We start from the raw sequence: 25,345 nt of genomic DNA, 5'->3' as shown, positions 1-25,345 counted from the left end.
CGGAGCGTGCGTGCGAGCGCGTACGCGGGCCGGGGGCCTGCGTGCGCCACGCCGGAGTGGATGCATGGACATGCAAATCGCCCTGATACTGGGGCAGGACGGTATCGTGAACGGGGCGATCTACGGGCTCATGGCGCTGGCGCTGGTGCTCGTGTTCTCGGTCACCCGCGTCATCTTCATTCCCCAGGGCGAGTTCGTCGCCTTCAGCGCCCTGTCGGTGGTTGCCTTGCAGGCCGGCCGCGTGCCGGCCACGCTGTGGCTGCTGGTGGCGCTGGCCGTGATGGCGCTGGTGGTGGAGCTGTGGCGATGGAAGCGGGGTGCCGCGGTCGACTGGGCATCGACGCTCGCCTGGTGCGTGGTGCTGCCGCTGGTGGCTTGCGCGCTGGTGCTGCTGCTGCGCCCGGAATCGCTGGTGATGCAGACGTTGACGGCGCTCGCGGTGATCGTGCCGCTCGGCCCGCTGCTCTATCGGCTGGCCTACCGGCCGCTGGCCGATGCCACCGTGCTCACGCTCTTGATCGTATCGGTGGCGCTGCACGGTGTGCTGGTCGGCCTGGGCCTGCTCTTCTTCGGCGCCGAGGGTTCGCGCACGCCGGCCTTCTCGGACCTGCGGCTCGACCTCGGCGGCGTGGCGTTGACGGGCCAATCGCTGGTGGTGGTCGCGGTCACCGCCGCGCTGGTGGTGCTGATGTTTCTTTTCTTCGAACGCTCGATCGTCGGCAAGGCGCTGCGCGCCACCGCGATCAACCGCGTCGGCGCGCGGCTGATGGGCATTCCCACCGGCCTCTCGGGTGACCTGAGCTTCGCGCTGGCGGCGGCGATCGGCGCGGTCTCGGGCCTCCTGATCGCGCCGCTGACCACCATCTACTACGACACCGGCTTCCTGATCGGCCTCAAGGGCTTCGTGGCTGCCATCGTCGGCGGCCTGGCCAGCTATCCGCTGGCGCTCGTGGGCGCGCTGATCGTGGGCCAGCTCGAGGCCTTCTCCTCCTTCTGGGCCAGCGCCTTCAAGGAGGTCTTCGTCTTCACGCTGATCATCCCGGTGCTCTGGTGGCGCTCGCTGAGCAGCCGCCATGTGGAGGACGAGGAATGACGCGCCGGCATATGGCCATCGCCTTCGTCGTCCTGCTCGCGGCGGTGTGGGGTTTCCTGCCGGACTTCTCGGTCACCGTGCTCAGCTACATCGGCCTCTACGCGCTGGTTGCGGCCGGCCTCGTGATGCTGACCGGCGTGGGCGGCATGACTTCCTTCGGCCAGGCCGCCTTCGTCGGCACCGGCGCCTACGCGACCGCCTGGGTCTGCACCTCGCCCGCGGTCGCCGCCGCGATCGGCACGGTCGTGAGCCCCGCGCTGCTGCCGTGGATCGGGCTCCTGTTCGGCATCCTCGTGACCTTCTTCGTGGCCTGGGGGCTGGGCGCGATCACGCTGCGGCTTTCCGGGCACTACTTGCCGCTGTGCACCATCGCCTGGGGCCTGAGCTTCTACTTCCTGTTCGGCAACCTGGAATTCCTGGGCGGCCACACCGGCGTGGCCGGCGTGCCGCCGATCGTGGTGGCCGGCCTGTCCTTCGCATCGCCGCGCTCGTTGGGCCTGGTGATCTGGGGCGTGCTGCTGCTCGCGCTGTGGGCGTTGCACAACCTGCTGGATTCGCGCGAGGGCCGTGCCATCCGCGCGCTGAAGGGCGGCCGCGTGATGGCCGAATCGATGGGCGTGGACACCGCGCGCTACCGCATCAAGGTCTTCGTGCTGGCAGCGCTGCTGGCGGCGGTGTCGGGCTGGCTCTATGCGCACATGCAGCGCTTCATCAACCCCACGCCCTTCAACCTCAACATCGGCATCGAGTACCTCTTCATGGCGGTGGTCGGCGGCGCCGGCCATCTCTGGGGCGCGGTGCTCGGCGCCGCGCTGATCACCTTGTTGAAAGAGCAGCTGCAGGACATCCTGCCGCGCCTGCTGGGCTCCAGCGGCAACTTCGAGGTGATCGTGTTCGGCCTCCTGATGCTGGTGGTGCTGCAGCGCTTTGCCGACGGCCTGTGGCCGACCGTGGCGCGCCTGGGCGGGCGCTTCCTGAAGCCGGTGAAGCCGCGTGCTCCGCGCCAGACCCTCACGTTGCCCGAGGCCACCTTGCCGCCGCGCGGGCAGGTCGTGCTGCAGGCCGACGCCGTGACCAAGCGCTTCGGCGGCCTGGTCGCCAACGACGCGGTCAGCATGGATGTGAAGGCGGGCGAGATCCACGCGCTGATCGGTCCCAACGGCGCCGGCAAGAGCACCTTCTTCAACATGATTTCGGGCGTGGACGATCCCACCTCGGGCGAGGTGCGGCTGATGGACCGGCCGATGACCGGCCAGCCCTCGCGCGCCTTCGCCGCGCTGGGCCTGGGTCGGACCTTCCAGCACGTGCGTCTGCTGGGCCAGCGCCGCGTGATCGAGAACGTCGCGCTCGGCGCGCACCGCCGCGGGCGGCGCGGATGGATCGCCTCCATGCTGCGGCTGGATCGCGCGGAAGAGGCCGCCTTGCTCGCGCAGGCGCGGCGCCAGCTCGAGCGCTGCGGGCTCGGCGAGTTCGTGGAAGTGCCGGCGGGCTCGCTGGCGCTGGGCCAGCAGCGCGTGATCGAGATTGCACGCGCATTGGCGGGCCATCCCGCGGTGCTGCTGCTCGACGAGCCGGCCGCGGGCCTGCGCCATCTGGAAAAGCGCGCGCTCGCCACCCTGCTCGACCAGCTGCGCGCCGAGGGTCTGGCGATCCTGGTGGTCGAGCACGACATGGAGTTCGTCATGAACCTGGCCGACCGCGTGACCGTGCTGGAGTTCGGCGCCGTCATCGCGCGCGGAACGCCGCTCGAAGTGCAGGCCGATCCGAAGGTGCTGGACGCTTATCTCGGTGGCGTCGACGAGCCGGCGGAGCAAAAGCTGATGGAGCAGGTGGCATGAGCAAGGCACTCCTCCAACTCGAAGACTTCTGCGTCTCCTACGGCGCGGTGGAGGCCGTGCACCACATCGACCTGCGCGTCGACGCGGGCGAGATCGTCACGGTGATCGGGCCCAACGGCGCGGGCAAGACCACGCTGCTGTGCGCCGCGATGGGCTTGCTTCCTTCGCGCGGCGGCGTGCTGCTCGACGGCGAGCGCATGGCGCGCACCAGCGTGGAAGCGATGGTGGCGCGCGGCGTAGGCCTGGTGCCGGAAAAGCGCGAGCTCTTCGGCGAGATGTCGGTCGAGGACAACCTGCTCCTGGGCGGCTTCTCGCGCTGGTGGCGCGGCGAGCGCGACCAGCGCCAGCGCATGACGGAGGTCTTCGGCATCTTCCCGCGCCTGCAGGAGCGTCGCGCGCAGCTCGCGTCCACGCTGTCCGGCGGCGAGCGGCAGATGCTCGCGATCGGCCGCGCGCTGATGGCGCGGCCGCGCCTGCTGATGCTCGACGAGCCCTCGCTCGGCCTCGCGCCGCTGATCGTGCGCGAGGTGCTGCAGGTGGTGTCCTCGCTGCGCCAGCATGGCGTCTCGGTGCTGCTGGTGGAGCAGAACGCCCGCGCCGCGCTGCAGGTGGCGGACCGTGCCTACGTGCTCGAAATGGGCGCGGTCGCGCTGCAGGGACCGGCCAAGGAGCTGCTGCACGACCGCCGCATCATCGACACCTACCTGGGGCTGGGCGCGCGCACCGACGAAACGCCGGCGCGATAGCTAGGCCAGCAGCGCCTTCAGCTTCGCGCTGGTAAAGGGCACGCTGCGCAGCCGCACGCCGGTGGCGTCGAACACCGCGTTGGCCAGCGCCGCCGGCACCGGGCTGGAAGCCGCTTCGCCGGCACCCAGCGGCGGCTCTTCGCGCCGGTCGATCAGTTCGATCTCCAGCCTCGGCACTTCGGTGAAGTTCAGCAGCGGGTAGCTGACCCAGTCGACGCTGGTGACGCGCGAGCGGTCGAAGGTGGTCTCCTCGTGCAGCGTGCGCGAGAGCGTCTGCAGGATGCTGCCCTCGACCTGGGCGCGCACGGCGTCGGGGTTGATCATCAGCCCGCAGTCGTGGGCGCAGCAGACCCGGCGCACCGCGATCTTGCCGCTCTTGCGATCGACCTCGACCTCCATCGCGATGGCGACATAGGTCTCGTTGTTCTTGTAGTGGATATAGGCCATGCCGCGGCCCCTCGCGATGCCGCCGCCGCGCGTGGCGGCAGGCGAGGGCCGGGCCTGCCAGCCGATCATCCGGCCCGCGCGCCGGATCACCTCGGCGCCGCGCGGGTTCGCGGTGTCGCGCAGGCGGAAGGCCAGCGGGTCCATGCGCGCCTTCGCCGCCAGTTCGTCGACGAAGCTCTCGACCGCGAAGCAGTTCGCGACCTTGCCCGGCGCGCGGATGTTGGAAGGCCTGAGCGGCGCCGGCCCCAGCCAGTGTGCCGTGACCTTGACCGCGTTCGCGCCGTAGGGCGGATCGCCGTTCTGCGACACCAGCCCGACGGACTGGCCCACCGGCTGGCGCAGGCCGGCGGCGAGCGGCGACAGCAGCGGTATCCATTCGAGGTTGGCCGTGGCGCGCGGCACCCACATGTCGGTTTCCCAGGCGTCGATGCGGCCCTCCGGCGTCAGCGTGGCCTTCATGTCGAGCAGCTGCGGCGGGCCCTTCGGGTCCCAGCCCAGCTCGTCCTGGCGGCTCCACTGCACGCGCACCGGCCGGCCGACCGCCTTCGACAGCAGCACCGCATCGGCCGCCGCGTCGTCGTGCCCGTTCATGCCGTAGCAGCCGGCGCCGTCGAGGTAGACCACGCGCAGCTTGTCGCGCGGCAGCTCGACCAGTGCCGCGAAGACGTTGAGGAAGCGATGGCTGGCCTGCGACGCCGTCCACACCGTGCCGCCGTCGGGGCGCACGTCGGCCACGGCGCACGAGGGGCCGATCGAGCCGTGGGCGACTGGATCGGCCACGCATAGCTCGCGCGCAGCACGTCCGCCGCATCGCGCAGGCCGGCCAGGCGTTGCGCGTCGCCCTTCGACGCGATGACTTCCTCGGCCACGAAGGGGCCGCTGCGGGCCCAATCGACCAGCGCCGCGTGGCCGATCAGCGGCGCGCTGTCGCTCCATCGCAGCTCGAGTTCGCGCGCCGCGCGCACCGCGGCCCATTCGTCGGGGCTCACGACGCCGACGAAATCGGCGATGCGCACCACGCGCACGCCGGGCAGCCGAGCCACCGAAACCTCGTTGACCGACAACAGCTTCGCGCCCACCGCCGGCGGCCGCAGCACGCGGCCGTGCAGCATGCCGGGCACCACGTGGTCGTGCACGTAGACATGGCGGCCGGTCACCTTGGCCGGCACGTCGGGCCGCGGCAGCGAGCGGCCGACCAGCACGTACTGCGAAGGCCGCTTGAGCGGTGCCTTCGGATTCATCTTCAGCTCGAAGCCGCGGCCGCCCAGGAGGACGGAGCAGCCGATGCTGCGGCCGTCGGCCGCGCGCACCGCGCCGTCGGCGAGCGTGAGCTGTTCGGGCGGCAGTTGCAGCTGCTGTGCCGCCGCCGCAATCAGCGCCTCGCGCGCCGTCGCCGCGGCCTGGCGCAGCTCGACGCCGCCGCGCATCACGCCGGTGCTGCCGGCCGTGGGCCCCTGGTTGGGCGTCAGCGCCGTGTCGCCCTCGATGAGCTCGATGCGCTCGACACCCACGCCGAGTTCCTCGCCCACCATCTGCCGCATTGCGATGCGGTGGCCGGTGCCGAGGTCGACCTTGCCCGAGTAGACGACCACGGTGCCGTCGGCACGCAGCGCCAGGAAGGAATCGACCTCGCCGAGCGCGAGCGAGCGTTGCGCGCCGGCGATCGGCTGTGCATGCGCGGGCTGAATGGGCACGAGCCCGCAGCCCACGACCAGTGCGCCGGCTTCGAGCAGGGCGCGGCGTGTCAGCATGAGCGTCTCCATGCTCAGGCCCTCTCTGAATCGGCAGCGCGCTGCACGGCGCGCAACACCCGCTCGTGCGAGCCGCAGCGGCAGAGGTTGCCGGCGAGCGCCTGCTTGGCCTCGTCGCGGCTCGGCCGCGGCACGGCGCGCAGCAGCGCGACGGCCGTCATCACCATGCCGTTGGTGCAGTAGCCGCACTGCGCGGCCTGCTCGGCGATGAAGGCAGCCTGCACGGCGTGCGGCTTCTCGGGCGAACCCAGCCCTTCGGCCGTGACGACGCGGCGCCCGGCCGCATCGGCGATGCGAATGCTGCACGAGCGCACGGGCATGTCGTCGAGCAGCACGGTGCAGGCGCCGCACTGCGCGAGCCCGCAGCCGAACTTGGCCGCGTGCAAGCGCAGGTCGTTGCGCAGCGCGTAGAGCAGCGGCATGTCCGGATCCCAGGCCTCGATGCTTTTCGAGGCGCCATTGACGATGAGGGTGATGCTGGGCATGCGGACCTCCTTGGGCGGCGGTGCAGATTGCCACAGCGTGCCCATCGCATCAAGCGACGTCCGGCATCGGGTCCATGACGAATTCTTTCAGGCTAATACCTTCGTAAGCCGCGCCAGATATGCGTTTGTCGCTATGGATTTGATAGCCAATTTGTCATCGACTCGCCTTAACATCGGCCGGTTTTTTCAACTCGCAAGAAAGGCGAACAACATGAGTGAATGGCTCTATCAGGTCACCGGCAAGGCTTGGCTCGCGCTGCTGTTCGGCATCGGCATCCTCGGGTGGGCCGGCTATGCGCAGTGGAAGGCCTCTGCCGACACGCACGGCACCGCGGTCGAAGACCTGGTCGTACGCAGCGGCTCGATCACCGGCGGCAGCGAGGTCACCGAAACGTCCAAGCGCCGCCGCGGCGGCACGACGACCCGCCGCTACTTCGTGCTCGATGCCAAGCTGGCCAGCGGCAGCACCGAGAAATGGCGCGTCGACAACGCGGTCGGGCGCAGCAAGCTCGAACCGCTGATCGATGAGGCCATCGAGGTCAGGCTCGATCCGTCGGACAACAACATGGTCTACGAGATCAAGCACAAGGGCCGCACCGTGGTCTCCCTCGCCGACGTCCAGAAGATCATGGAATCGAAGGACAAGGTGGCCGCCACGATGGCCACCGACAAGGTGACGCTGGTCCTCGGCCTGATTGCCTTGCTGCTGGGCATCGTCGGCCTGGTGATCCGCCAGCGCCTGAACAAGGGCCTCGCCGCGGCGCAGGCCGCTGCCGTGCCCACGCCGGCCATCGGCGAAAAAACCTAGTTGTCGATCACCCTGCGGGCGAAGCGCTCCAGGTAGTCGAGCAGCCTGTTCGCGCCCGCGACGGCTGCCGCCTCGTCGCCGGTGGCGATGCCCTGGGCGAGTTCCATGTGGGCCTTGGCGGCTTCGACGATCTCGCCCTCGTGCTGGTAGGCGTACCAGAAGCGGCGGCACTGCACGATCAGCGGCGCCACGCTCTTGACGGCGGAGTGGTTCTGGCTGGCCTGGTGATTCACGCGGTCGAGCTCGTGGTCGGCCTGCATGTAGTCGTCCAGGTGGCCGCGTGCGGCTGCCTTGACCATCTTTTCGGCGCAACGCAGGATTTCCTTGCGCTGCGCGGCGGTGGCCCGGCGTGCCGAGCAGCAGGCGATGAGTATTTCCAGCACGCGCCGCGTCTGCAGCACATCGAGATGGTCGGCCAGGTCGATGCTGGAGACCAGCAGGCCGCGCCGCGGCTGCTGCACGATCAGCCCGATCGAGCTCATGCGCAGCAGCGCCTCCCGCACCGGCGTGCGGCCGAGCCCGGTACGTTCGGCGATCTCGGCCTCGACCACCTGGCTGCCGGGTTCGAGTTGCAGCGTGCATATCAACGCCTCTATCGCGTCGTAGGCGATGTCGGCGGCGCGCCGCGGGGCGGCGGCACTTGGGAAAGACGTGGCTGCAACGGGCATCGTGGAGGGCTGAGGCTGGGGTCGGAAAGGCGGTCGCATTCTCCCATCGGCAGCGACCGGGTGGCGAAGGGGGCCTGGCTTACAGTGCGGCGCCGATCTTGCGCAGTTCGGCGATCTGCGGCGCCTTGGGCAACCAGAGCTTGTCGAACTCCCGGATGACCGGCGCAGGGTCGAAGCCGCTGTCGCTCTTGAAGGCGATGCCGCTCGCCTTGAACTTGTCGATCAGCCCGAGCTCCGTGGTCACGATGTCCTTGATCTGCGCGTCGAGCGATTGCTTGATCAGGTCGCGGATCAGCTCCTTGTCCTTCGCATCCAGCGTCTGCCAGATCCGGCCCGACACCAGCGGCGCGAAGGGCATGAAGAGCGCGTTCATCGGAAGCAGCACCTTCGACACCCGGTCGAAGCGCTGGTTCCACGAGAACTCGATGTCGGCCTCGAGGCCGTCCACCTGGCCGTTGGACATGGCATCGAACACGGCGGGCGTGGGAATGGGCGTCGGCGCCGCGCCCAGCAACTGATAGAAGTCGCGGTACACCGGCGTCGGATTGATGCGCAGCTTCAGGCCCTTGAGCTCGGTCGGGGTCGAGATGTTCTTGGTCGAGAACACCACGCGCATGCCGGTGATGCCCCAGCCCAGGCCGATGGTCCCGGTTTCGCGCGGCAGCACCTCGAGCAGCTTCAGCGCGGCCGGCGTGCGCACCAGCGTGGCGACGTTGGTGGTCGAACGCACCAGGTAGGGCGCATTGATGGCTGCCACGCTCGCGACGCGCGAGCCCAGCTCGGCCGCCTGGATCCAGCCCATGTCCAGCGCGCCCGATTGCAGCTGCTGCATCATGGCCGACTCGTTGCCCAGCTGGCCCGAGTGGAACACCGTGGCGCTCAGGCGGCCGTCGGTGGCCTTCTTCAACGCCTCGCCGAAGCCCAGCGCCGCGCGGTTCCACGAATGGCCCGCCGGCGTGATGAGGCCGAGTCGGAAATCCTTGGCCGCGGCCGCGCGCGACGGCGTACTGAAGAGAAGGGACGAGGCGGCGGTGCCGGCCGCAGCCTGGACGAAGTGTCGGCGTGAGAGGGACATGCAATGCTCCGGTTGGGGGGAAGAAAAGAGGCCTACTTGAGAAGACCGAGCGACAGGCTCGGGAAGATCGACAACAGCACCAGCGCCACGCAGCAGATGAGGAAGAAGGGCAGCGTGACGATGAACATCTTTCCGGGCTTGGCGCCGGTGACCGCGGCGGCGACGAAGAAGCTCAGGCCGACGGGCGGCGTCATCAGCCCCAGCACGAGGTTCACCACCACCACCACGCCGAAGTGGCGCGGGTCGATGCCGTAGATTTCGGTGGCGATCGGCAGCAGGATCGGCACCGTCATGATCAGGCCGGGAATGCCGTCGATCACCGTGCCGATCACCAGCAGGATCGCGTTCGCGAGCAGCAGGAAGGTGACCGGGTCTTTGGCGACGGTCTGGATCCATGCCGCGATGGCCTGCGGCACCTTGCCGTAGATCAAGAGCCAGGAGAACACCGCCGCGGCGGCCACCAGGAACAGCACGACCGCCGAGTAGATCGCCGACTTGAGCAGGATCTCCGGCATCGTCCTGAAGCTGAATTCCTTCGTCACGTAACGCCCGACCAGGGCCGCGGCCAGCGCGCCGACGGCCGCGGCCTCGGTGGGGTTGGCGAAGCCGGTGAGGATGGAGCCGACGATCACGATCGGGATCAAGAGCGTGGGGCAGGCCGTCGCGATGGTGTGCAGCCGCTGCCGGAGGGTCCGCTTCTCGGTGCGCGGATAGTTGTAGATCACGCCCATGCAGGCGATCACGACGAAGAACAGCAGCGTGAGCACGATGCCGGGCAGGATGCCGGCGATCAGCATGTCGCCGACCGCGACCTGCGCCAGCACGCTGTAGACCACGAACATCACCGAAGGCGGGATGATCGGGCCGAGCATGCCGCCGTACACGGTGAGGCCGGCGGCGAAGGTCTTGTCGTAGCCCTTCTTCTCCATCTCCGGCACCATGATCTGGCTCATGATGGCCACCTGCGCAGTGGCCGAGCCGATGATCGAGGACACCAGCATGTTGGCGAGGATGTTCACGTAGGCGAGGCCGCCCTTGACCGAGCCGATGAAGGCCAGAGCCAGGTCGACCAGGCGCCTGGTGATGCCGCCGCCGTTCATGATTTCGCCGATCAGGATGAACAGCGGAATCGCGATCAGGCCGTAGCTGTCGATCCCCGAGAACATCTGCAGGGGATAGGACTGGAACAGCACCGTGTCCCCGGAATTCAGGATGTAGACGATGCCGGCCAGGCACAGGCAGGCGCCGATGGGCACGCCGATCAGCATCACGACGAGGAAGAATGCGGAGGTCAGCATCTCAGTTCACCGCGTCGGCGTTGAGCACGTGGAACTCGCGGTGCACGCGCTTGGGCTGCAGGCCGAGGTCTTCCAGCAGGTTGGCCAGCGCATGCACGCTGAGCGTGAGCGAGAAGATCGGCAGGATCAGCTGTACGACCCAGGTCGGCCAGTTCAGCGTCTGCGTGGTCTCGGTGTAGAGGAAGTTGAAGGACTCGGCCGCGTAGTCCTTCGCATCGAAGCCGTGGCGCGCGATGCCCACCGGGTCCATCCAGACCCAGCACATCGCCAGCAGCCCGAAGCCGAGCAGCAGCACGCCGCCGGAGGCGCAGGCCTTGGCGGCCGCCGCTGCCTTGGCGCCGAGCTTGTCGGTCAAGAGCGTCACGGCGAAGTCCAGCCGCAGCCGGGTCATCGCCGAGGCGCCGATGAAGGTGAGCCAGACCACCGAGTACACCGATGCCTCGTCCACCCAGTAAAGCGGTACGCCCGTGTAGCGCGTGACCACGTTCAGCAGGATCAGCGCGACGAGCAGGCCCATGAGGCCGGTGAGCAGATAGCGTTCGCAGCGCAGGATCGCGTCCGAGGCATCGAGCACGAAGCGGCTGATGCCCGGCGGTCCGAGGGCGTTGTTGTTCATGGCGTTCTTGCGGCCTGGCGGTGCTGCGGCCCGGATCAGGCGACCGACCGGTACTGCGCCGGGCGGGTCGCGAGCGCCTTGCCGACGATGGCTTCGATCGCTGCGCGTTCCTCGCCGACGAGCGGCAGGCGCGGGCGGCGCATGTGCTCGGTGCCGACGCCGACCAGCAGGTCGATGAGCTTCAGGTTCTGCACCAGCTTGGTCGACACGTCGAGATGGAGCATCGGCGTCATCCACTGATAGAGCTTGAGCGCTTCGGCGAACTGGCCGGCCTTCATCAGGTCGTAGAGCGCCACGGTCTCGCGCGGAAAGGCGCAGCCGACGCCGGCGAGCAGGCCGTCGCAACCCAGCGCCAGGCCTTCGTAGGCCAGGTCGTCCACGCCCAGGAAGAGCTGGTAGCGGTCGCCCACGGTGTTGCGCAGGTCGGTGATGCGGCGGATGTTGTCGGTGCTCTCCTTGATGGCGACGATCCATTCGCAATCGGCCAGCTCGACCATGTGTTCGGGCTTCAGGTCGACGCGATAGGCGACCGGGTTGTTGTAGACCATCACCGGCTTCTGCGCGGCTTCGGCCATGGTGCGCACGTTGAGCATCGCCTCTCGCGCGTCGGCCACGTAGATCACGGAGGGCATCACCATGTAGCCGGCGACGCCGAGCTTGTTGGCGCCGTCGATGTAGCGCAGCGCTTCGCGCGTGCTGGTCTCCGAGACATTGGCCAGCACCGGCACGCGGCCGTCGCTGGCTTCCAGCGCGATCCTGGCGACCTCCAGCTTTTCCTCCAGCGTCAGCGTGCTGGCCTCGCCGAGCGAGCCGCAAGTGACGAGGCCGTGAATGCCGTTCCTGATCTGGAAGTCGATGTGCTTCGCGGTGCCTTCGGCATCGATGCGCTCGTCGGCGTGGAATTTGGTGGTGATGGCGGGGAAGATGCCTTGCCAGCGGGGGTTGCTCACGTGCTTGCTCCTGGGGTAGGGTTGGAAGTATCTTTTAAATATATTATTGAGATATTAGAAATATCTTGTCAGGGTATTTAGCAGGTTGCATGCCAGGCTGTTTTGATGGAAATGGCGGGTACGGAGGGCCGCGGCGCGGCATGGCGATGCAAGGCGCATCGTTGAAGTGCGCGGCGCGCACTTGTTTGGTCCGTCAGGGATGCAGCGTCACTTCGGCCGCTTGAAGCTCCACCACGGCAGCAGGGCGTTCAGCGACTGCACCTCGCCGCTGCCGGCGCTCTCGTAGCCGGCGAGCGTGCCGAGGCGGTGCTGCCACGCGGCGCCGCGCAGCAGCGTGAGCAGGGCCAGGATCGCGGGCTGGTCGAGCGCCGACTTGAGGCAGGCCAGGTGATAGCGCTCGTGGACCAGCGGCACGAAGCCCAGGCCCGCGCTGCGCGCGACCGATTCGATCCCGAGCCCGGCGTCGGCCTGGCCGGCCGCCACCGCGTGGGCGACGGCCGCATGCGACGGCTCGCAGTGCGCATAGCCTTCGAGCGCATCGGCGTCGAGCTTCTGCGCTTCGAGCAGCTCGTCGAGCAGCACGCGCGTGCCGGTGCCGAGCGCGCGGTTCACGTAGCGTGCGCGCCGGCTCGCGACATCGGCCAGGCTGCGCAGGCCCAGCGGATTGCCCGGCGCGACGATCAGGCCCTGCGTGCGCCGCGCGAAGCCGATGATCTTGTGCAGCCCGGGCTTGAGCAGCGGCTTGTAGGTGCGCTGCGCCAGCGAGCCGCGCGGCGGCCGCTCCAGTGTGTGGAAGCCCGCCATCACGCAACGCCCCTCATTGAGCGCGCTGATCGCGTCCACGCTGCCGGTGAAGCGGATGTCGAGCTGCAGGTGCGCGCTCTCGGCCGCGTGCGCGCGCAGCAGCACCAGCGCATCGTCATGGCTCGCATGCAGGCTCAGCACGTGGATGCTGTCGTCGAAGGCGAGCGCGAAGGCGCGTTCGAGATCGGCATGCAGCGCCTCGATCTGCGGTGCGAGCCGGGCCTGCGCCTGGCGCTCGGCCCACAGGAGCTTGTCGCCGAACTCGGAGAGCTGCGCCGAGCGGCCCTGCGCGCCGGTCACGAGCGGATGGCCCAGGGTCTGCTCCCAGCGCTTGAGTTCGCCCCACACGTGCCGGTACGACAGGCCCAGCACCCGTGACGCGGCCGAGATGGAGCCGTGCTCGCGCACCGCGTGCAGCAGCTCCATGAGCGGATTGCGGATCAGCGTCCGGCCGTTGCGGCGCGGTGCGATGGCATAGGAAAGTTCGATCTGTTGCACGGAGAAAGGAGGAGGGCGGGATGCCGCGAAGGATTATGCAGAGGTCGACCCTGACCTATGCATGCGATTGCATAAGTTGGCTCCCTGCGTTTGCCCATACTGCCCCGGCTTCCAAACTCCACCACCTGCATGAACACCTTCACCGACAGCGCCGCCGCGGCCTGGCAGCTCGTCGTCTCGGCCGATCCGGTGCTGCTCGCCATCGTCGGGCGCTCGCTGGCCGTCAGCGGCACCGCCTGCGCGCTGGCCTGCGGCTTCGGCCTGCTTCTGGGGGCCTGGCTCGCGGTGGCCCGCTTCGCCGGCCGCGGCCTGCTGCTCACGCTGCTCAACACGCTGCTGGCGCTGCCCTCGGTGGTGGTAGGGCTGGTGATCTACCTGCTGCTCTCGCGCTCGGGGCCGCTGGGTTTCCTGGGCTGGCTGTTCACCTTCAAAGCCATGGTGCTGGCGCAGGCGCTGCTGGTGCTGCCGGTGGTCACGGCCCTCACGCGCCAGACCGTCGAGGACGCCGATCGCGCACATGGCGAGCAGCTGCGCTCGCTCGGCGCCGGCGGGCTGGTGCGCGCGCTGCTCCTGGTGTGGGACGAGCGCTATGCGTTGATCACGGTGCTGATCGCTGCCTTCGGCCGCGCGGTGTCCGAAGTCGGCGCCGTGATGATCGTCGGCGGCAACATCGACGGCTTCACGCGCGTGATGACCACCGCGATCGCGCTCGAGACCAGCAAGGGCGACCTGCCGCTCGCGCTTGCGCTCGGGCTGGTGCTGCTGGGCGTGGTGCTGCTGCTCAACCTCGCGATCTCGGCCGTGCGCGGCTGGCGCGAGCGCGTCGACGGCGGCGCGGCCGATGCAGCAGCGGCTCGGCGGGTGGAGGTGCTGTCGTGAGCGAAGCGCTCTTCAGCCTGCACGAGATCGACGTGCATTACGGCCGTGTGCCGGCGCTGGTCCGCGCCACGCTGTCCATCCATGCCGGCGAGCGCGTCGCGCTGATCGGCGCCAACGGCAGCGGCAAGAGCACGCTGCTGCGCGTGCTGCACGGGCTGGTGCCGCATGCGTCCGGCGCCTTCGTCGGCAAGGTGCCGCTGCGTGCGCAGGCCATGCTGTTCCAGCGGCCGCACATGCTGCGCATGAGCGTGCGCAACAACGTCGCGCTCGCGCTCTGGCTGCATGGCGCGCCATGGCGCAGCGCGCAGCGCGAGGCCACGGCGGCGCTCGGGCGCGTCGGCCTTGCCGCGCTGGCCGGCCGCAACGCCCGCACGCTGTCGGGCGGCCAGCAGCAGCGCATGGCGCTGGCGCGCGCCTGGGCGTTGAAGCCGGCCGTGCTGCTGCTCGACGAACCGACGGCGAGCCTGGATCCCACCGCCAAGCGCGAGGTCGAAGCCCTGATCGCCGATGCGGCGCACGGCCGCACGCTGGTGTTCGCAAGCCACAACCTCGGCCAGGTCAAGCGGCTCGCGAGCCGCGTGATCTATCTGGAGCACGGCCGCGTGCTGGCCGACCTGCCGGTACACGATTTCTTCAATGGGCCGTTGCCGGAAGAGGCCCGTCTGTTCGTCAAAGGAGAGTTGGTATGAAGTCATTCAAGTTTCTTGCGCTCGCGCTCGTCTTCTCGGCCGGCACCTTCTCGGCGAATGCCGAGACCATCACCATGGCGTCCACCACCTCGACCGAGCAGTCGGGCCTGTTCTCGCACCTGCTGCCGGCCTTCAAGCAGGCCAGCAACATCGACATCAAGGTGGTCGCGGTCGGCACGGGCCAGGCGATCGACATGGCCAAGCGCGGCGATGCCGACGTGCTCTTCGTGCACGACACCGCGGCCGAGGAGAAGTTCGTTGCCGAGGGCTTTGCGGCCAGGCGCTTCCTGGTCATGTACAACGACTTCGTGCTGGTCGGGCCGAAGAACGACCCGGCCGCGGTGAAAGGCAAGGACATCGCCGCCGCGCTCAAGAAGATCGCGACCAGCAATGCGGCCTTCGTCTCGCGCGGCGACAAGAGCGGCACCGATGCCGCCGAGCGCCGGCTCTGGACGCAGGCTGGCGTGGCCGACGCAGGCCAGCAAGTGCCCAACGACAAGAAGGGCGCGGGCTACAGGGAATGCGGCTGCGGCATGGGCCCGGCGCTCAACATCGCGGCCTCGAGCAATGCTTACGTGCTGGCCGACCGCGGCACCTGGCTGAGCTTCAAGAATCGCGCCGACCTGGCGGTGCTGGTGGAAGGCGACAAACGCCTCTTCAACCAGTACGGCGTGATGGTCGTGAGCCCGGCGAAGTTTCCGCAACTCAACAGCGCCGGCGCGCAGAAGTTTGTCGACTGGGTGATCTCGCCGGCCGGGCAGTCGACCATCGCGAGCTACAAGATCGGCGGCGAGCAGCTGTTCTTTCCCAATGCGGGCCAGTAGGGCCTGGCGCGCGGTGGCTCTCGCCTCGGGTCTGGTCGCCGGCGCGGCCGCTGCACAGCAGCAGACGCTCGCGGTCCATGCGGCGGGCAGCCTGCGCGCGCCGATCACGCAGGCGGCGCAAGCTTTCGAACAGGCGAACCCGGGCACGCGAATCGCGCTGACTTTCGGTGCCTCGGGCCTTCTGCGCGACCGCATCGCGGCCGGAGAAAAGGCCGATGTGTTCGCCTCGGCCAACATGGCGCATCCGCAATCTCTCGGCGCCGACGGCGCATGGGGGCCGACCCGTGCCTTCGCTCGCAATGCGCTGTGCGCGCTCGCGCGGCCTGGGCTGGCGGTGACGCGCGACACGCTGGTCAAGACGATGCTCGACCCGGCGATCAAGCTCGGCACCTCGACGCCCAAGGCAGATCCCTCGGGTGACTATGCCTTCGAACTGTTCGAGCGCGTCGAGCGCACGGGAGCGGCGCCTGCAGGTTCGGCGCGTGCGCTGGCCACCAAGGCGCTGCAACTGACCGGTGGCCCGAACTCGCCCGCACCGCCGCCGGGACGCAATGTCTACGGCATGCTGGTCGCGAGCGGGCAGGCCGATGTGTTCCTGACCTATTGCACCAACGCGGTGGTGGCCATCGCCGAGGCGCCGGGGCTTCAACTTGTCGAGGTGCCTGCGGCCATCAACGTGAGCGCGGAATACGGGCTGGCCGTGCGCAGCGGCGCGGCCCCGGCGGCGCAGGCTTTTGCGGACGACCTGGTCCATGGCGCAGGGCAGGGCGCGTTGCGCAAGGCCGGCTTCCTCGCGCCCTGATATCGACAACCGGTCTTGCCCTAAAGGAGGCTGTGCGCGGCCGCGGTGGCTTCGAGCCTCAGCAATTTCCTCTTGCGCCGCACGCCCCAGCGATAGCCCGAGATCGATCCATCGGCCTTGAGCACGCGGTGGCAGGGGATGGCAACCGCGAGCACGTTGGCGGCACAGGCGGCGCCGACTTCCTGCGCGGTCGCAGTTACGGGCAAGGCCTTGGCGATCCGGCCGTAGGTGATGGTCTCGCCGGCAGACACGGCGCGCAAGGCTTGCCAGACCGCCAGCTCCAGTGCCGAGCCGCGGATGTCCAGCGGCAGATCCAGGCCCTCTTCCGGCGCTTCGAGAAAGGCGACGACCTTCGCCGCCGAATCCTCGAGCCCGGCTTCATCGAGCACGAGCCGCGCATCCGGAAACGCGCTCGCCAGCTCGCGGCGCAGCGCGTGCCGGTCGTCACCCATCAGGATGGCGGCGACGCCCGTGGCGCTGGCAGCGATCAGTGCGCTGCCCAGCGAGAAGGTTCCGTACGCGAAACGGAGTTCTTCCATTGCGCCTTCCCGGTGATCAACAGTTGTGTTCATTGCGATGTCCTCATTGCTTCCTGTGAGGATTCACTGTGGCATCGCGTCAGCCTGATCGCACTCCGGTCCTTGCTTTCGAATCGCCGCTTCCTTGTGCCCTGCGCGGTGAGCGCTCAATCGAGCGCGCGCACCTCGATGCGCATCAGGTTGCGCACGTGCCGTGCGCCCAGCCGATGGTCGGCCGCGGAGATCAGTGCGATGCGTCCCTCGCGTTCGTCGAGCGCCTTGCCGTCGCGTTCGAACAGCACCAGCACGCCTTCGCCCACCGCGGTGTTGCTGATCTCCGGCCAGGAGAAGAGGGCGCGGTAGCCGTCGGTTGCCGTCGCGACGACGACGAGGGTCTTCCAGTCGTTGCGCCCGGGTGCGGCGAGACCTGCGCGAGCGACCAGTGCGGAAACCTTGACCCCGCGCACCGAGCTGCGCGTTTCGGTGCCTTGCCCGCTGCGCGATTGCGTGAACTGGCCGATCTCCGCAGCCGGGAAGGCTGCGAGCGCTGCGGCGTCGAGCCGGAGTTGCTGCCGCACCGCGCCCGCCACTTCAAGCTGCTGGCTGGGCTGCGCCGTCGCGATCGCAGGGGCGGTGAACAGCGTCAGGCAAAGGATCAGACGGAGAAGGAGGTGCATCAGGGCTCCGGGGAGTCATCGATCCATCGGAAGGTACAGGCTTTCCTTGACCTCTTCCATCACGACATAGCTGTGCGATCGGCCGTCACCGGCAGCTTCTTCGGCAGGTCGTCGAAGCCACCCGACACGAGGTGCATTCCATCACCTCGGGCACGTGCAGCAACTCATGCGCGACCCATGACGTGCAGCAATGCGCCGGGGCCTGGCTTTTCGTCCATCCGCCGGGTTTCCAGAAATCCCTGAACGCCAGACCAGATCAGGAGTCCTGATGTAAGTATTTGCGTTTAACAGGTTACCAAAGGAAACAGACGTAACGTAAACGGCGATAAAAGGGCGTAAACGAAACAAAATGCAAACATTGTTGGAACGCGTATCAGACCGCTCCTGCACCCCGGCCTCGATCCTTTTTGGAGGGTATTGGATGAAATCCACTGGAAAAAGCGCGCTTCTGCTTGTTACTGCAGCAGCCGCGCTCGCAGCGTGTGGGGGTGGAGGAGGCGGTGGAAGTGGATTTCCGGTGATGCAAGGGATGGCATCGGATACGACTGCAGCACCGTCCACCTCTGCTGCGCCAACCGACCCTGCCGTCGAAAAAGAAGCGGCACCGGTCGAGAAGGCGCTTGATTCGAGCTGGACCAAGGTGGCTGTCGAGAATCAGCGATTCACACTGGCTTCGACGACGACCGTGCAGTACGGGGCCAACTCGACCTGGAGGAAGAGATTGCTCTCGGGTTCGGTCGAGTGCAGCAATGCGACCTTTGGCGATCCGCTGCCCTATGTGGCGAAGGCGTGTTACATCCAAGGCCCCGCGCCCGCGCCTGCGCCTGCGCCTGCACCTGCACCTGCACCTGCACCTGCACCTGCACCTGCACCCGCGCCCACCGCGCCTGCAGCAGGCACGCTGCTCGCGGGCGAGGGCTCGTCGTTCACCGTCGCTGCTGCCACCCTTGTGCAGTACGGGTCCGGCTCATCGTGGGTTCAAAAGACAGTCAGCGGCACCGGCCAGTGCACGAACGAATTCTTCGGCAAAGACCCTTCGCCTTTTGTCGTGAAGGCTTGCTATTCCCTCGGCGCAGCACCCGGCACCGCTCCCGCTCCCGCGCCGGCTCCCGCCCCCGCGCCGGCTCCGGCACCCGCCCCGGCTCCAGCGCCGGCCCCGGCGCCCGCGCCCGCGCCCGCACCCGCACCCGCACCCGTCTCCGGCGATGTCGTCGACAGCGCCGGCCGAGTGGTGGCCGATAGCTACCGCGCCCTGGCGCTCAAGTTGGCCACGGCGGAGGGCATCGCCTACCGCTACGGCAATGCGCCGGCCGTGAACAACACCGGCATCCCGACGCTGTTCAAGCGTGCGGACCAGACCATGAGTTACCACGGAGGCACCTGGCAACTGGGGGGACCTCTTCTCGAAGATCCCGGCCTCTACATGACCAACCAGGCCCACGTCGGTTTTGTCGCCGACAACACCGCGGTGCGCATGGGGGTGGGCGATCTGCAGATCTCCGCCATCGACCACAACACCTTCGCGCAAGCGCCGCAATTGCCCTGGCAGGAAGCGGCCGCGTGGGACGGCAGCGCCGGACGCACCAACTACAACGTCAGCACCTACAAGACCGCCGGCCTCACGACCGGCGAGCCGGTGGCGGTGGCGCGTTGCGGCGGGCGCGTAGGCTTCTGCGCCACCTCGCTGGTGGCTTTCCAGAACGGCCTGATCGGCACCGCCGGCAGCAACACGGCGAACAACCGGGGCTCGGTGAAACTGCCCGCCAACAAGGTGCCGACCGGCATGGCCATCACCAACACCAGCGAATACGCGCTGGTGACGGTGTGGGACACGACGGCGCTGAAGGGCCAGGTGGCGGTGATCTCGCTGGCGGGGCTGTGCAACAACTGCAACCCCTACAACTCGGCCCAGAACGGCAGCTACGACGCCTGGTACGACTGGTGGCACGAGTGGATGGGCGTGTACCCGGGCCTGCCGAACATGGGCAACATCGCCTTCATGAAGGTGCTGGGCTACATCGACCTGCCGGGCATGAACGCGCCGACCGAGATCGCCGTCACCACGGGCTTCGACCAGTTCCAGACGGCACTGCCGGAAAAGTACGGCGAGTTCATGGGGCAGACCTACTCGCCGCTGACCGATTCGGCCAAGCGCGCGACGTTCTCGGGTTCCGGCACGAACGCCAATAGGTATGCCAAGTCGGGTGTGGCGGTGGTCATCTCCAAGTCGGAGAAGAAGGCCGCCTTCATCGACCTGAAGCCGTTGTTCAGCTACGTCAACAGCGTCTACTTCGGTACCGGCCCGACGGAGTTCACCAACCTGGGTCAGGCCGACAACCAGTGGCCGTACACCTTCGCCAACAAGCCGCAGCAGACGCCGACGGTGATCACGACGGTGGCGCTGGACAGCAAGCCGACAGCGGTGAAGACGACCATCTTCGGGCCGACTCACCGCGCCTGGATCGCCACCGAAGAAGGCTCGCTGCGCATCTACGGCCTGGGCAACGTGCCCACCGGCACCACGGTCACGGACGTCGTCGAGAAGGGCCGTGTCGCGATCGGGAAGAACCCGACCTCGCTGGCGATCTCGAAGATCGACCCGGAGAACAGGACCTTCGAGCCCTTGAACGAGCAGGTGCTGGTGGCTTCGCGCGGCGATCGCAAGATCCAGTGGGTGAGGTTCGCAGGCGACGGCAACAGCGGCAGCGTGGTTCGCACCCTGCAGGACTCGCGCATCGTCGACCCGATCGCGGTCGAGGATGCCGACAACTTTGCAAGCGACAACATGGTCTTGAGCATTGCGGACTACACCGGCAAGGTGGTGTCGAACTACCGCTACGGCTCGGTGATCTTCGCGAACCGCGGCGGCTCCTGGGCCTGCCAGCCGCCGGGCGGCTGTCCGGTGCAGGGCACCGGCGGCATGAACATGGAGTTCGGCGGCAGCTTCACGATGGAGGGCCGGCCCTTCCATATCAGGACAGCCAACGTGCCCTGATCCGCCCGAAGCCTCAGCGATCGAGCGGCAGGTACAGGCTTTCCTTGACCTCTTCCATCACCACATAGCTGTTCGACTCGGCCGGCACCGGCAGCTTCTTCAGCAGGTCGCCCAGCAGGCGGCGGTAGTCGCTCATGGCGCGCAGGCGCGCCTTCACCAGGTAGTCGAAGCCACCCGACACCAGGTGGCATTCCATCACCTCGGGCACGTGCAGCAATTCCTTCCTCACCTTGTCGAAGACGTCGGCCGACTTGGAGGACAGCGTGATTTCCACGAACACCAGGAGCGTCTTGCCGATCGCCTGCGGATCGATGCGCGCGTGGTAGCCGGTGATCACGCCTTCGCGTTCCATGCGCCGCACGCGCTCGGAGCAGGGCGAGGTCGAGAGGCCGATCTGCTCGGCCAGTTCGGTCATGGAGATGCGGCCCTGGCGCTGCAGGATGTCGAGGATCTTGCGGTCGGTGCGGTCGAGTTCGGTCATGGGCAGCAAAAAGCACTGGAATGTGTCGATATTTCAGTGGAGTTTATGGCAGATGAATGAATACGCTTGACCCTTCTCTCGCAGCGAAGGTGTCTTGCCATGAAAGTGATCGTTCTGGGCGGCGGTGTCATCGGTGTCACGACCGCCTATTACCTGGCCCGTGCCGGCGCGGAAGTGACGCTCGTCGATCGCCAGAGCGGCCCCGCGGAAGAAACCAGCTTCGCCAACGCCGGCCAGGTGTCGCCCGGCTATTCCACGCCCTGGGCCGCGCCGGGCATTCCCTTCAAGGCCCTGAAGTGGATGTTCCAGAAGCACGCGCCGCTCTCGATCCGGCCCGACGGCAGCCTGTTCCAGTTGCGCTGGATGGCGGCCATGCTGAAGAACTGCTCGCCCGAGCGCTATGCGGTCAACAAGGAACGCATGATGCGCGTGGCTGAATACAGCCGCGACTGTCTGCGCGAGCTGCGCGCCGAAACCGGCATCCGCTACGAGCACCGCACGCAGGGCACGCTGCAGCTGTTCCGCACGCAGGCCCAGCTCGACGCCGTGCAACGCGACGTGGCCGTGCTGCAGGAGTGCGGCGTGCCTTACCAACTGCTCGATCGCAGCCAGCTGGCGACGGTCGAGCCGGCGCTGGCGCGCACGGGCGATCTGCTGGCCGGCGGCCTGCGTCTGCCCAATGACGAAACCGGCGACTGCCACCTGTTCACGCGCGGCTTGGCCGAAGTCGCGCGCGGGCTGGGTGTGGATTTCCGTTTCGAACAAGACGTCGAAGGGCTCGCCACCGAAGGCGGCCGCATCACCGGCGTGCGCCTCGCCGGCCCGGCGCGCGAAGTGCTCACGGCCGATCGCTACGTGCTCGCCTTCGGCAGCTATTCGCGCGACTTCGCAGCCAAGCTGGGCCTGGACATCCCGGTCTACCCGGTCAAGGGCTATTCGATGACCGTACCGCTCGTCGACCCGGCCGTGGCGCCGCAGTCCACCGTGCTCGACGAGACCTACAAGGTCGCGGTCACGCGCTTCGACGACCGCATCCGCGTCGGCGGCATGGCCGAGCTCGGCGGCTTCGACCTGCGCCTGAACCCGCGCCGGCGCGAGACGCTGGAGCGGGTGATCACCGACCTGTTCCCCTGCGGCGACCTGCCGCGCGCCACTTTCTGGACCGGCCTCAGGCCGATGACGCCCGACAGCACGCCGATCGTCGGTGCCACGCCGTACGCCAACCTGTTCCTCAACACCGGCCACGGCACGCTGGGTTGGACCATGGCCTGCGGCTCGGGCAAGCTGGTGGCCGACCAGGTGATGGGGCGGCGGCCCGACATCCGCACCGACGGCCTGGCGATGGACCGCTACCTTTCGCCCGCGCCGCGTGGTCCTGTCGGCGCGTTGCCGAGCGGCGCCTCGGCCTGAGCCCTCGGGTTTTTCCGTAGAGGGATAGCCTGGATGCGCCGTGGTTTTGCCGCTGGTAAAACCACGGCATGACAAGAAAGATCCAGCCACCCACGATCACGCGGACGCAAGAGGCCGAAGGCACCGGCTTCTCCAAGGTGTTCGCCTTCCTGCGCGACAAGCTGCTCGAAGGCAGCATCCGTTCGGGAGATCGGCTGGTGCCCGAACGCGAACTCGCGCTGCAGCTGGGCGTGAGCCGGCCCATCGTGCGCGAGGCGCTGCGCGCGCTGTCGATGATGGGCGTGGTCGAGATCCGCGAGCGCGTGGGCACCATCGTCCGCAAGCCCGACGTGTCGGTGCTCGGCGACTTCTTCGCGTTCTCGATGGCGCAGCAGGCCGACATCGTGGACGACGTGATGCAGGCGCGCATCGCGATCGAGGTGCAGGCCGTGCGCCTGGCCTGCCGGCACGCATCGACATCCGACCTGGAGCGCATCGCCGCGGCGGTCGACCGGATCGAGGCGACAGTCGACGACTCCGAAGAGGGCAGCCGCGCCGACTACGAGTTCCACACCGCATTGGTGCGGGCAAGCCGCTCCGAGACCTTGATGCAGCTGTATGCCGCGATGTCGACGCTCCTGATGCGCTCGCACCATGAGCGCCGCGACGTGGTCGGCGGCGATCCGGCGGTCAAGCAGTACCTGGTCGAAGACCATGCGCGCATCTTTCAGGCGCTCGTCGCGCGCGACGAAGACCGGGCCGACCAGGTGCTGCGCAAGCACTTCAGCATCGGCGACGAATACCGGCGCAAGGCCGCCACCGGGCCTGCCGCGCGCGGCCGGCCGCCGACGCGCGAGGAGGTGGCGTGATCGATTTCGACTTCGGGGTCGTGCTCGAACGCTGGCCGCTGTTCGTCGAGGGCGCGTGGCTGACCGTGCGCCTGGCATTGGTCGCCACGCTCTCGGGCTTTGCGATCGGCACGCTGTGCGCGGCCGGCAGGCGAAGCAGCCACCGGCTGCTGGCGCGTGCCTGCGGCGCCTATGTGGAACTGATCCGCAATACGCCGCTCCTGGTCCAGATCTTTCTCGTCTACTTCGGCCTGTCGAGTCTCGGCCTGTCGCTGTCGGCGTTCACCGTCGCGGTGATCGCGCTCGCGGTCAATGCCGGCGCCTATGCGACGGAAATCATGCGCGCCGGTTTCGATTCGGTGAACCGCAGCCAGATCGAGGCTGCCGAATGCCTCGGGCTTTCGCGGCTGCAGGTGTACTGGCACGTCGTGCTGCTGCCCGCGATGGAACGCGTGTACCCGGCGCTGACCAGCCAGTTCGTGCTGCTGATGCTGGCCTCGTCGATCTGTTCGCAGATCTCGGCCGAAGAGCTCACCGCGATCGCCAACCACGTGCAGTCGGACACCTACCGGCCCTTCGAGACCTTCATCCTCGTCGGCGCCGCCTACATCCTGCTGTCGCTGCTGATGCGCCTCGGCTTTTGGGGTCTGGGCGCGCTGCTGTTCCCGCGCCGCCGCAGACTGGGCACCGCGCTGTGATGACCGGCACCGCGTTCAACGCCAACCACCTGCTGTTCCTGCTGCAGGGCGCCGGGTGGACCGCGATCCTCTCGCTCATCGCCTTCGTCGGCGGCGGGCTGTGCGCGTTCATCGTCGCGCTGGCGCGGGTCTCGCCCCATCGCTGGGTGCGCGCGGCGACGGGGCTGTGGGTCCAGCTGGTGCAGGGCTCGCCGCTCCTGGTCATCATGTTCCTGGCCTTCTTCGGGCTGCCGACCCTGGGCATCAAGGTCTCCGCACTCGCCGCGGCCGGCGTGTCCCTGACGATCTACGTGTCGGCCTATCTCGGCGAGATCTGGCGCGGCGCCATCCAGGCGGTGCCGCGCGCGCAATGGGAGGCTGCGGAATGCCTGGCGCTCGGCCGCACGCAGCGCATGTTCAAGGTCGTGCTGCCGCAGGCCGTGCGGCTGGCCACGCCGCCCACGGTCGGCTTCATGGTGCAGATCGTCAAGAACACCTCGCTGGCGTCGGTGGTCGGCTTCGTCGAACTCGCGCGCTCGGGGCAGATCATCAACAACTCGATCTTCGAGCCCTTCATCGTCTACCTCTTCATCGCGGCGATCTACTTCGCGCTGTGCTATCCGCTCTCGGTCTGGAGCCGCCGGCTCGAGCGCAGGGCCGTCGCGTCTCCCACTGCGGCGAAAGCCGTCTTCACCCATGACCCAGTCCTCGCCCAATCCTGAGTGCGCCGCGGCGCCGGTCGTGCGCCTGCACGACGTGCACAAGAGTTTCGGCGCGCTGAAGGTGCTCGAAGGCGTCGGCTTCGAAGTCGGCCGCGGCGAGGTCACGGCGATCATCGGCCGCAGCGGCTCCGGCAAGAGCACCGCACTGCGCTGCATCGATCGCCTGGAACGCATCGACAGCGGCGAGATCGTGGTCTGCGGCCATCGCGTCGACGCGGCCGGCGTCGACCTCAAGGCGCTGCGGCTCGATGTCGGCATCGTCTTCCAGAGCTACAACCTCTTTCCGCACCTGACCATCGAGCAGAACATCATGCTCGCGCCGCGCTCGGCCAAGGGCGTGGCCAAGCAGGCGGCGCGCACGCTCGCACACGAGGTGCTGGCCAAGGTCGGCCTTGCGGAGAAGGCGTCCTGCTATCCCGAGCAGCTCTCGGGCGGCCAGCAGCAGCGGGTTGCCATCGCGCGCTCTCTGGCGATGCAGCCGAAGGTGATGCTGTTCGACGAGGTGACCTCGGCGCTCGATCCGGAGCTCACCGGCGAGGTGCTGCACGTCATCGAGGACCTCGCGGCCGGCGGCATGACCATGGTCATGGTCACCCACGAGATGGCGTTCGCGCGCAAGGTCGCAGATCAGGTGCTGTTCATGCACCGCGGCAGGGTTTGGGAGCGCGGCGGCCCCGAGATCCTGTCATCCCCGCAAACCGCCGAGCTTCGGCAGTTCGTGGCCAGCGAGCTCTGAAGGCTGGCCTTCTTTCGAAAACATGGAGACA

At 68.1% G+C, this 25,345-nt stretch carries 25 protein-coding genes and 2 pseudogenes; 14 read left to right on the top strand and 13 right to left on the bottom strand.

Annotated features, from left to right (window positions below; all coding sequences use genetic code 11):
• Positions 1 to 64: 64 nt before the first annotated feature.
• The 3 genes from ACSQ89_RS20270 to ACSQ89_RS20260 are packed head-to-tail and all read left to right on the top strand — an operon-like array spanning position 65 to position 3,677.
• Positions 65 to 1,093, top strand: coding sequence for a branched-chain amino acid ABC transporter permease (locus ACSQ89_RS20270; protein ID WP_093102977.1), 1,029 nt, complete (start codon positions 65 to 67; stop codon positions 1,091 to 1,093).
• On the top strand, positions 1,090 to 2,931 hold the full coding sequence (locus ACSQ89_RS20265) for a branched-chain amino acid ABC transporter ATP-binding protein/permease (protein WP_093102979.1): 1,842 nt from the start codon (positions 1,090 to 1,092) through the stop codon (positions 2,929 to 2,931). The genes ACSQ89_RS20270 and ACSQ89_RS20265 overlap by 4 nt, the downstream gene beginning before the upstream one ends.
• Positions 2,928 to 3,677 (top strand): ABC transporter ATP-binding protein, encoded by a 750-nt coding sequence (locus tag ACSQ89_RS20260; RefSeq protein WP_093102981.1) that lies wholly within the window; start codon positions 2,928 to 2,930, stop codon positions 3,675 to 3,677. The genes ACSQ89_RS20265 and ACSQ89_RS20260 overlap by 4 nt, the downstream gene beginning before the upstream one ends.
• Here the strand turns inward: ACSQ89_RS20260 and ACSQ89_RS20255 are convergent, their stop codons facing one another.
• The 3 genes and pseudogenes from ACSQ89_RS20255 to ACSQ89_RS20245 all read right to left on the bottom strand — a co-directional run bounded on the left by ACSQ89_RS20255 (position 3,678) and on the right by ACSQ89_RS20245 (position 6,360).
• Entirely contained in the window at positions 3,678 to 4,904 is a 1,227-nt protein-coding gene (locus ACSQ89_RS20255; RefSeq protein ID WP_436296351.1) for a xanthine dehydrogenase family protein molybdopterin-binding subunit, read from the bottom strand. It abuts the gene before it with no gap.
• A gap of 572 nt (positions 4,905 to 5,476) precedes the next feature.
• Positions 5,477 to 5,875 (bottom strand): annotated as a pseudogene (locus ACSQ89_RS20250) (molybdopterin cofactor-binding domain-containing protein); the annotation flags it as partial.
• A 14-nt stretch (positions 5,876 to 5,889) separates the two neighbouring features.
• Positions 5,890 to 6,360 (bottom strand): (2Fe-2S)-binding protein, encoded by a 471-nt coding sequence (locus ACSQ89_RS20245; protein WP_436290959.1) that lies wholly within the window; start codon positions 6,358 to 6,360, stop codon positions 5,890 to 5,892.
• Between the two features lie 211 nt (positions 6,361 to 6,571).
• On the opposite strand from ACSQ89_RS20245, the gene ACSQ89_RS20240 reads away from it, so the two are divergent.
• Entirely contained in the window at positions 6,572 to 7,168 is a 597-nt protein-coding gene (locus ACSQ89_RS20240; protein ID WP_093102982.1) for a hypothetical protein, read from the top strand.
• Here ACSQ89_RS20240 and ACSQ89_RS20235 read toward each other — a convergent pair.
• From ACSQ89_RS20235 to ACSQ89_RS20210, 6 genes are all read right to left on the bottom strand, one after another.
• Complete coding sequence (locus ACSQ89_RS20235) at positions 7,165 to 7,836, bottom strand: GntR family transcriptional regulator (protein WP_093102984.1); 672 nt, start codon at positions 7,834 to 7,836, stop codon at positions 7,165 to 7,167. The genes ACSQ89_RS20240 and ACSQ89_RS20235 overlap by 4 nt on opposite strands.
• Positions 7,837 to 7,915: 79 nt before the next feature.
• Positions 7,916 to 8,911: a TRAP transporter substrate-binding protein gene (locus ACSQ89_RS20230; protein ID WP_093102985.1), complete on the bottom strand. Its 996-nt coding sequence runs from the start codon at positions 8,909 to 8,911 to the stop codon at positions 7,916 to 7,918.
• Between the two features lie 32 nt (positions 8,912 to 8,943).
• Positions 8,944 to 10,209, bottom strand: coding sequence for a TRAP transporter large permease (locus tag ACSQ89_RS20225; RefSeq protein WP_093102987.1), 1,266 nt, complete (start codon positions 10,207 to 10,209; stop codon positions 8,944 to 8,946).
• A 1-nt stretch (position 10,210) separates the two neighbouring features.
• The gene (locus tag ACSQ89_RS20220; protein ID WP_093102988.1) at positions 10,211 to 10,825 is read right to left on the bottom strand and encodes a TRAP transporter small permease; all 615 of its coding nucleotides are present in this window, start codon (positions 10,823 to 10,825) and stop codon (positions 10,211 to 10,213) included.
• Between the two features lie 35 nt (positions 10,826 to 10,860).
• On the bottom strand, positions 10,861 to 11,775 hold the full coding sequence (locus ACSQ89_RS20215; protein WP_436290960.1) for a dihydrodipicolinate synthase family protein: 915 nt from the start codon (positions 11,773 to 11,775) through the stop codon (positions 10,861 to 10,863).
• A 207-nt stretch (positions 11,776 to 11,982) separates the two neighbouring features.
• Positions 11,983 to 13,077 carry a substrate-binding domain-containing protein gene (locus ACSQ89_RS20210; protein ID WP_093102992.1) on the bottom strand — a complete coding sequence of 365 codons (1,095 nt, stop codon included), beginning with the start codon at positions 13,075 to 13,077 and terminating at the stop codon, positions 11,983 to 11,985.
• A gap of 129 nt (positions 13,078 to 13,206) precedes the next feature.
• Here ACSQ89_RS20210 and ACSQ89_RS20205 point away from each other — a divergent pair, with 129 nt between their 5' ends.
• From ACSQ89_RS20205 to ACSQ89_RS20190, 4 genes are read left to right on the top strand one after another with little or no spacing between them, the layout of a single operon-like run.
• Positions 13,207 to 13,956: an ABC transporter permease gene (locus tag ACSQ89_RS20205; protein ID WP_093102993.1), complete on the top strand. Its 750-nt coding sequence runs from the start codon at positions 13,207 to 13,209 to the stop codon at positions 13,954 to 13,956.
• The gene (locus ACSQ89_RS20200; protein WP_093102995.1) at positions 13,953 to 14,645 is read left to right on the top strand and encodes an ABC transporter ATP-binding protein; all 693 of its coding nucleotides are present in this window, start codon (positions 13,953 to 13,955) and stop codon (positions 14,643 to 14,645) included. The genes ACSQ89_RS20205 and ACSQ89_RS20200 overlap by 4 nt, the downstream gene beginning before the upstream one ends.
• Positions 14,642 to 15,469: an extracellular solute-binding protein gene (locus ACSQ89_RS20195; protein ID WP_436290961.1), complete on the top strand. Its 828-nt coding sequence runs from the start codon at positions 14,642 to 14,644 to the stop codon at positions 15,467 to 15,469. The genes ACSQ89_RS20200 and ACSQ89_RS20195 overlap by 4 nt, the downstream gene beginning before the upstream one ends.
• On the top strand, positions 15,456 to 16,271 hold the full coding sequence (locus tag ACSQ89_RS20190) for a molybdate ABC transporter substrate-binding protein (protein WP_436290962.1): 816 nt from the start codon (positions 15,456 to 15,458) through the stop codon (positions 16,269 to 16,271). Before ACSQ89_RS20195 ends, ACSQ89_RS20190 begins: the two co-directional genes overlap by 14 nt.
• Before the next feature lie 20 nt (positions 16,272 to 16,291).
• Here the strand turns inward: ACSQ89_RS20190 and ACSQ89_RS20185 are convergent, their stop codons facing one another.
• The 3 genes and pseudogenes from ACSQ89_RS20185 to ACSQ89_RS20175 form a co-directional block, all read right to left on the bottom strand.
• Entirely contained in the window at positions 16,292 to 16,843 is a 552-nt protein-coding gene (locus tag ACSQ89_RS20185; RefSeq protein WP_436290963.1) for a methylated-DNA--[protein]-cysteine S-methyltransferase, read from the bottom strand.
• 113 nt (positions 16,844 to 16,956) lie between these two features.
• Positions 16,957 to 17,466: a molybdopterin-dependent oxidoreductase gene (locus ACSQ89_RS20180; protein WP_093103001.1), complete on the bottom strand. Its 510-nt coding sequence runs from the start codon at positions 17,464 to 17,466 to the stop codon at positions 16,957 to 16,959.
• A gap of 15 nt (positions 17,467 to 17,481) precedes the next feature.
• Positions 17,482 to 17,641 (bottom strand): annotated as a pseudogene (locus ACSQ89_RS20175) (transcriptional regulator); the annotation flags it as partial.
• Between the two features lie 546 nt (positions 17,642 to 18,187).
• Here ACSQ89_RS20175 and ACSQ89_RS20170 point away from each other — a divergent pair.
• The gene (locus ACSQ89_RS20170; RefSeq protein ID WP_436290964.1) at positions 18,188 to 20,461 is read left to right on the top strand and encodes a hypothetical protein; all 2,274 of its coding nucleotides are present in this window, start codon (positions 18,188 to 18,190) and stop codon (positions 20,459 to 20,461) included.
• Positions 20,462 to 20,474: 13 nt separating this feature from the next.
• Here the strand turns inward: ACSQ89_RS20170 and ACSQ89_RS20165 are convergent, their stop codons facing one another.
• Positions 20,475 to 20,942, bottom strand: a complete 468-nt coding sequence (locus ACSQ89_RS20165) for a winged helix-turn-helix transcriptional regulator (protein ID WP_093103004.1) — start codon at positions 20,940 to 20,942, stop codon at positions 20,475 to 20,477.
• 99 nt (positions 20,943 to 21,041) lie between these two features.
• Between ACSQ89_RS20165 and ACSQ89_RS20160 the strand changes: the two genes are divergently transcribed.
• The 5 genes from ACSQ89_RS20160 (at position 21,042) to ACSQ89_RS20140 (ending at position 25,314) form a co-directional block, all read left to right on the top strand.
• Entirely contained in the window at positions 21,042 to 22,352 is a 1,311-nt protein-coding gene (locus ACSQ89_RS20160; protein WP_436290965.1) for a D-amino acid dehydrogenase, read from the top strand.
• Between the two features lie 68 nt (positions 22,353 to 22,420).
• On the top strand, positions 22,421 to 23,200 hold the full coding sequence (locus ACSQ89_RS20155) for a FadR/GntR family transcriptional regulator (RefSeq protein ID WP_093103007.1): 780 nt from the start codon (positions 22,421 to 22,423) through the stop codon (positions 23,198 to 23,200).
• Positions 23,197 to 23,877, top strand: a complete 681-nt coding sequence (locus tag ACSQ89_RS20150; RefSeq protein WP_212733618.1) for an amino acid ABC transporter permease — start codon at positions 23,197 to 23,199, stop codon at positions 23,875 to 23,877. The genes ACSQ89_RS20155 and ACSQ89_RS20150 overlap by 4 nt, the downstream gene beginning before the upstream one ends.
• The gene (locus tag ACSQ89_RS20145; protein WP_093103008.1) at positions 23,877 to 24,578 is read left to right on the top strand and encodes an amino acid ABC transporter permease; all 702 of its coding nucleotides are present in this window, start codon (positions 23,877 to 23,879) and stop codon (positions 24,576 to 24,578) included. Before ACSQ89_RS20150 ends, ACSQ89_RS20145 begins: the two co-directional genes overlap by 1 nt.
• On the top strand, positions 24,553 to 25,314 hold the full coding sequence (locus ACSQ89_RS20140) for an amino acid ABC transporter ATP-binding protein (protein WP_093103010.1): 762 nt from the start codon (positions 24,553 to 24,555) through the stop codon (positions 25,312 to 25,314). The genes ACSQ89_RS20145 and ACSQ89_RS20140 overlap by 26 nt, the downstream gene beginning before the upstream one ends.
• Positions 25,315 to 25,345 lie beyond the last annotated feature (31 nt).

The organism is Variovorax sp. LjRoot175 (genome assembly GCF_964253805.1).
In the GTDB taxonomy this organism is placed as follows: Bacteria; Pseudomonadota; Gammaproteobacteria; order Burkholderiales; family Burkholderiaceae_C; genus Variovorax.
This window is presented reverse-complemented; position numbering and strand designations above follow the sequence as displayed.

Bases quoted from the DNA above. Each gene is read 5' to 3' on its own strand.
- ACSQ89_RS20205 (WP_093102993.1), top strand. From the start codon at position 13,207: ATGAACACCTTCACCGACAGCGCCGCCGCGGCCTGGCAGCTCGTCGTC.
- ACSQ89_RS20145 (WP_093103008.1), top strand. From the start codon at position 23,877: ATGACCGGCACCGCGTTCAACGCCAACCACCTGCTGTTCCTGCTGCAG.
- ACSQ89_RS20195 (WP_436290961.1), top strand. From the start codon at position 14,642: ATGAAGTCATTCAAGTTTCTTGCGCTCGCGCTCGTCTTCTCGGCCGGC.
- ACSQ89_RS20185 (WP_436290963.1), bottom strand. From the start codon at position 16,843: ATGAACACAACTGTTGATCACCGGGAAGGCGCAATGGAAGAACTCCGT.
- ACSQ89_RS20190 (WP_436290962.1), top strand. From the start codon at position 15,456: ATGCGGGCCAGTAGGGCCTGGCGCGCGGTGGCTCTCGCCTCGGGTCTG.
- ACSQ89_RS20270 (WP_093102977.1), top strand. From the start codon at position 65: ATGGACATGCAAATCGCCCTGATACTGGGGCAGGACGGTATCGTGAAC.
- ACSQ89_RS20245 (WP_436290959.1), bottom strand. From the start codon at position 6,360: ATGCCCAGCATCACCCTCATCGTCAATGGCGCCTCGAAAAGCATCGAG.
- ACSQ89_RS20265 (WP_093102979.1), top strand. From the start codon at position 1,090: ATGACGCGCCGGCATATGGCCATCGCCTTCGTCGTCCTGCTCGCGGCG.
- ACSQ89_RS20235 (WP_093102984.1), bottom strand. From the start codon at position 7,836: ATGCCCGTTGCAGCCACGTCTTTCCCAAGTGCCGCCGCCCCGCGGCGC.
- ACSQ89_RS20155 (WP_093103007.1), top strand. From the start codon at position 22,421: ATGACAAGAAAGATCCAGCCACCCACGATCACGCGGACGCAAGAGGCC.
- ACSQ89_RS20160 (WP_436290965.1), top strand. From the start codon at position 21,042: ATGAAAGTGATCGTTCTGGGCGGCGGTGTCATCGGTGTCACGACCGCC.
- ACSQ89_RS20230 (WP_093102985.1), bottom strand. From the start codon at position 8,911: ATGTCCCTCTCACGCCGACACTTCGTCCAGGCTGCGGCCGGCACCGCC.
- ACSQ89_RS20240 (WP_093102982.1), top strand. From the start codon at position 6,572: ATGAGTGAATGGCTCTATCAGGTCACCGGCAAGGCTTGGCTCGCGCTG.
- ACSQ89_RS20260 (WP_093102981.1), top strand. From the start codon at position 2,928: ATGAGCAAGGCACTCCTCCAACTCGAAGACTTCTGCGTCTCCTACGGC.
- ACSQ89_RS20165 (WP_093103004.1), bottom strand. From the start codon at position 20,942: ATGACCGAACTCGACCGCACCGACCGCAAGATCCTCGACATCCTGCAG.
- ACSQ89_RS20225 (WP_093102987.1), bottom strand. From the start codon at position 10,209: ATGCTGACCTCCGCATTCTTCCTCGTCGTGATGCTGATCGGCGTGCCC.
- ACSQ89_RS20220 (WP_093102988.1), bottom strand. From the start codon at position 10,825: ATGAACAACAACGCCCTCGGACCGCCGGGCATCAGCCGCTTCGTGCTC.
- ACSQ89_RS20140 (WP_093103010.1), top strand. From the start codon at position 24,553: ATGACCCAGTCCTCGCCCAATCCTGAGTGCGCCGCGGCGCCGGTCGTG.
- ACSQ89_RS20180 (WP_093103001.1), bottom strand. From the start codon at position 17,466: ATGCACCTCCTTCTCCGTCTGATCCTTTGCCTGACGCTGTTCACCGCC.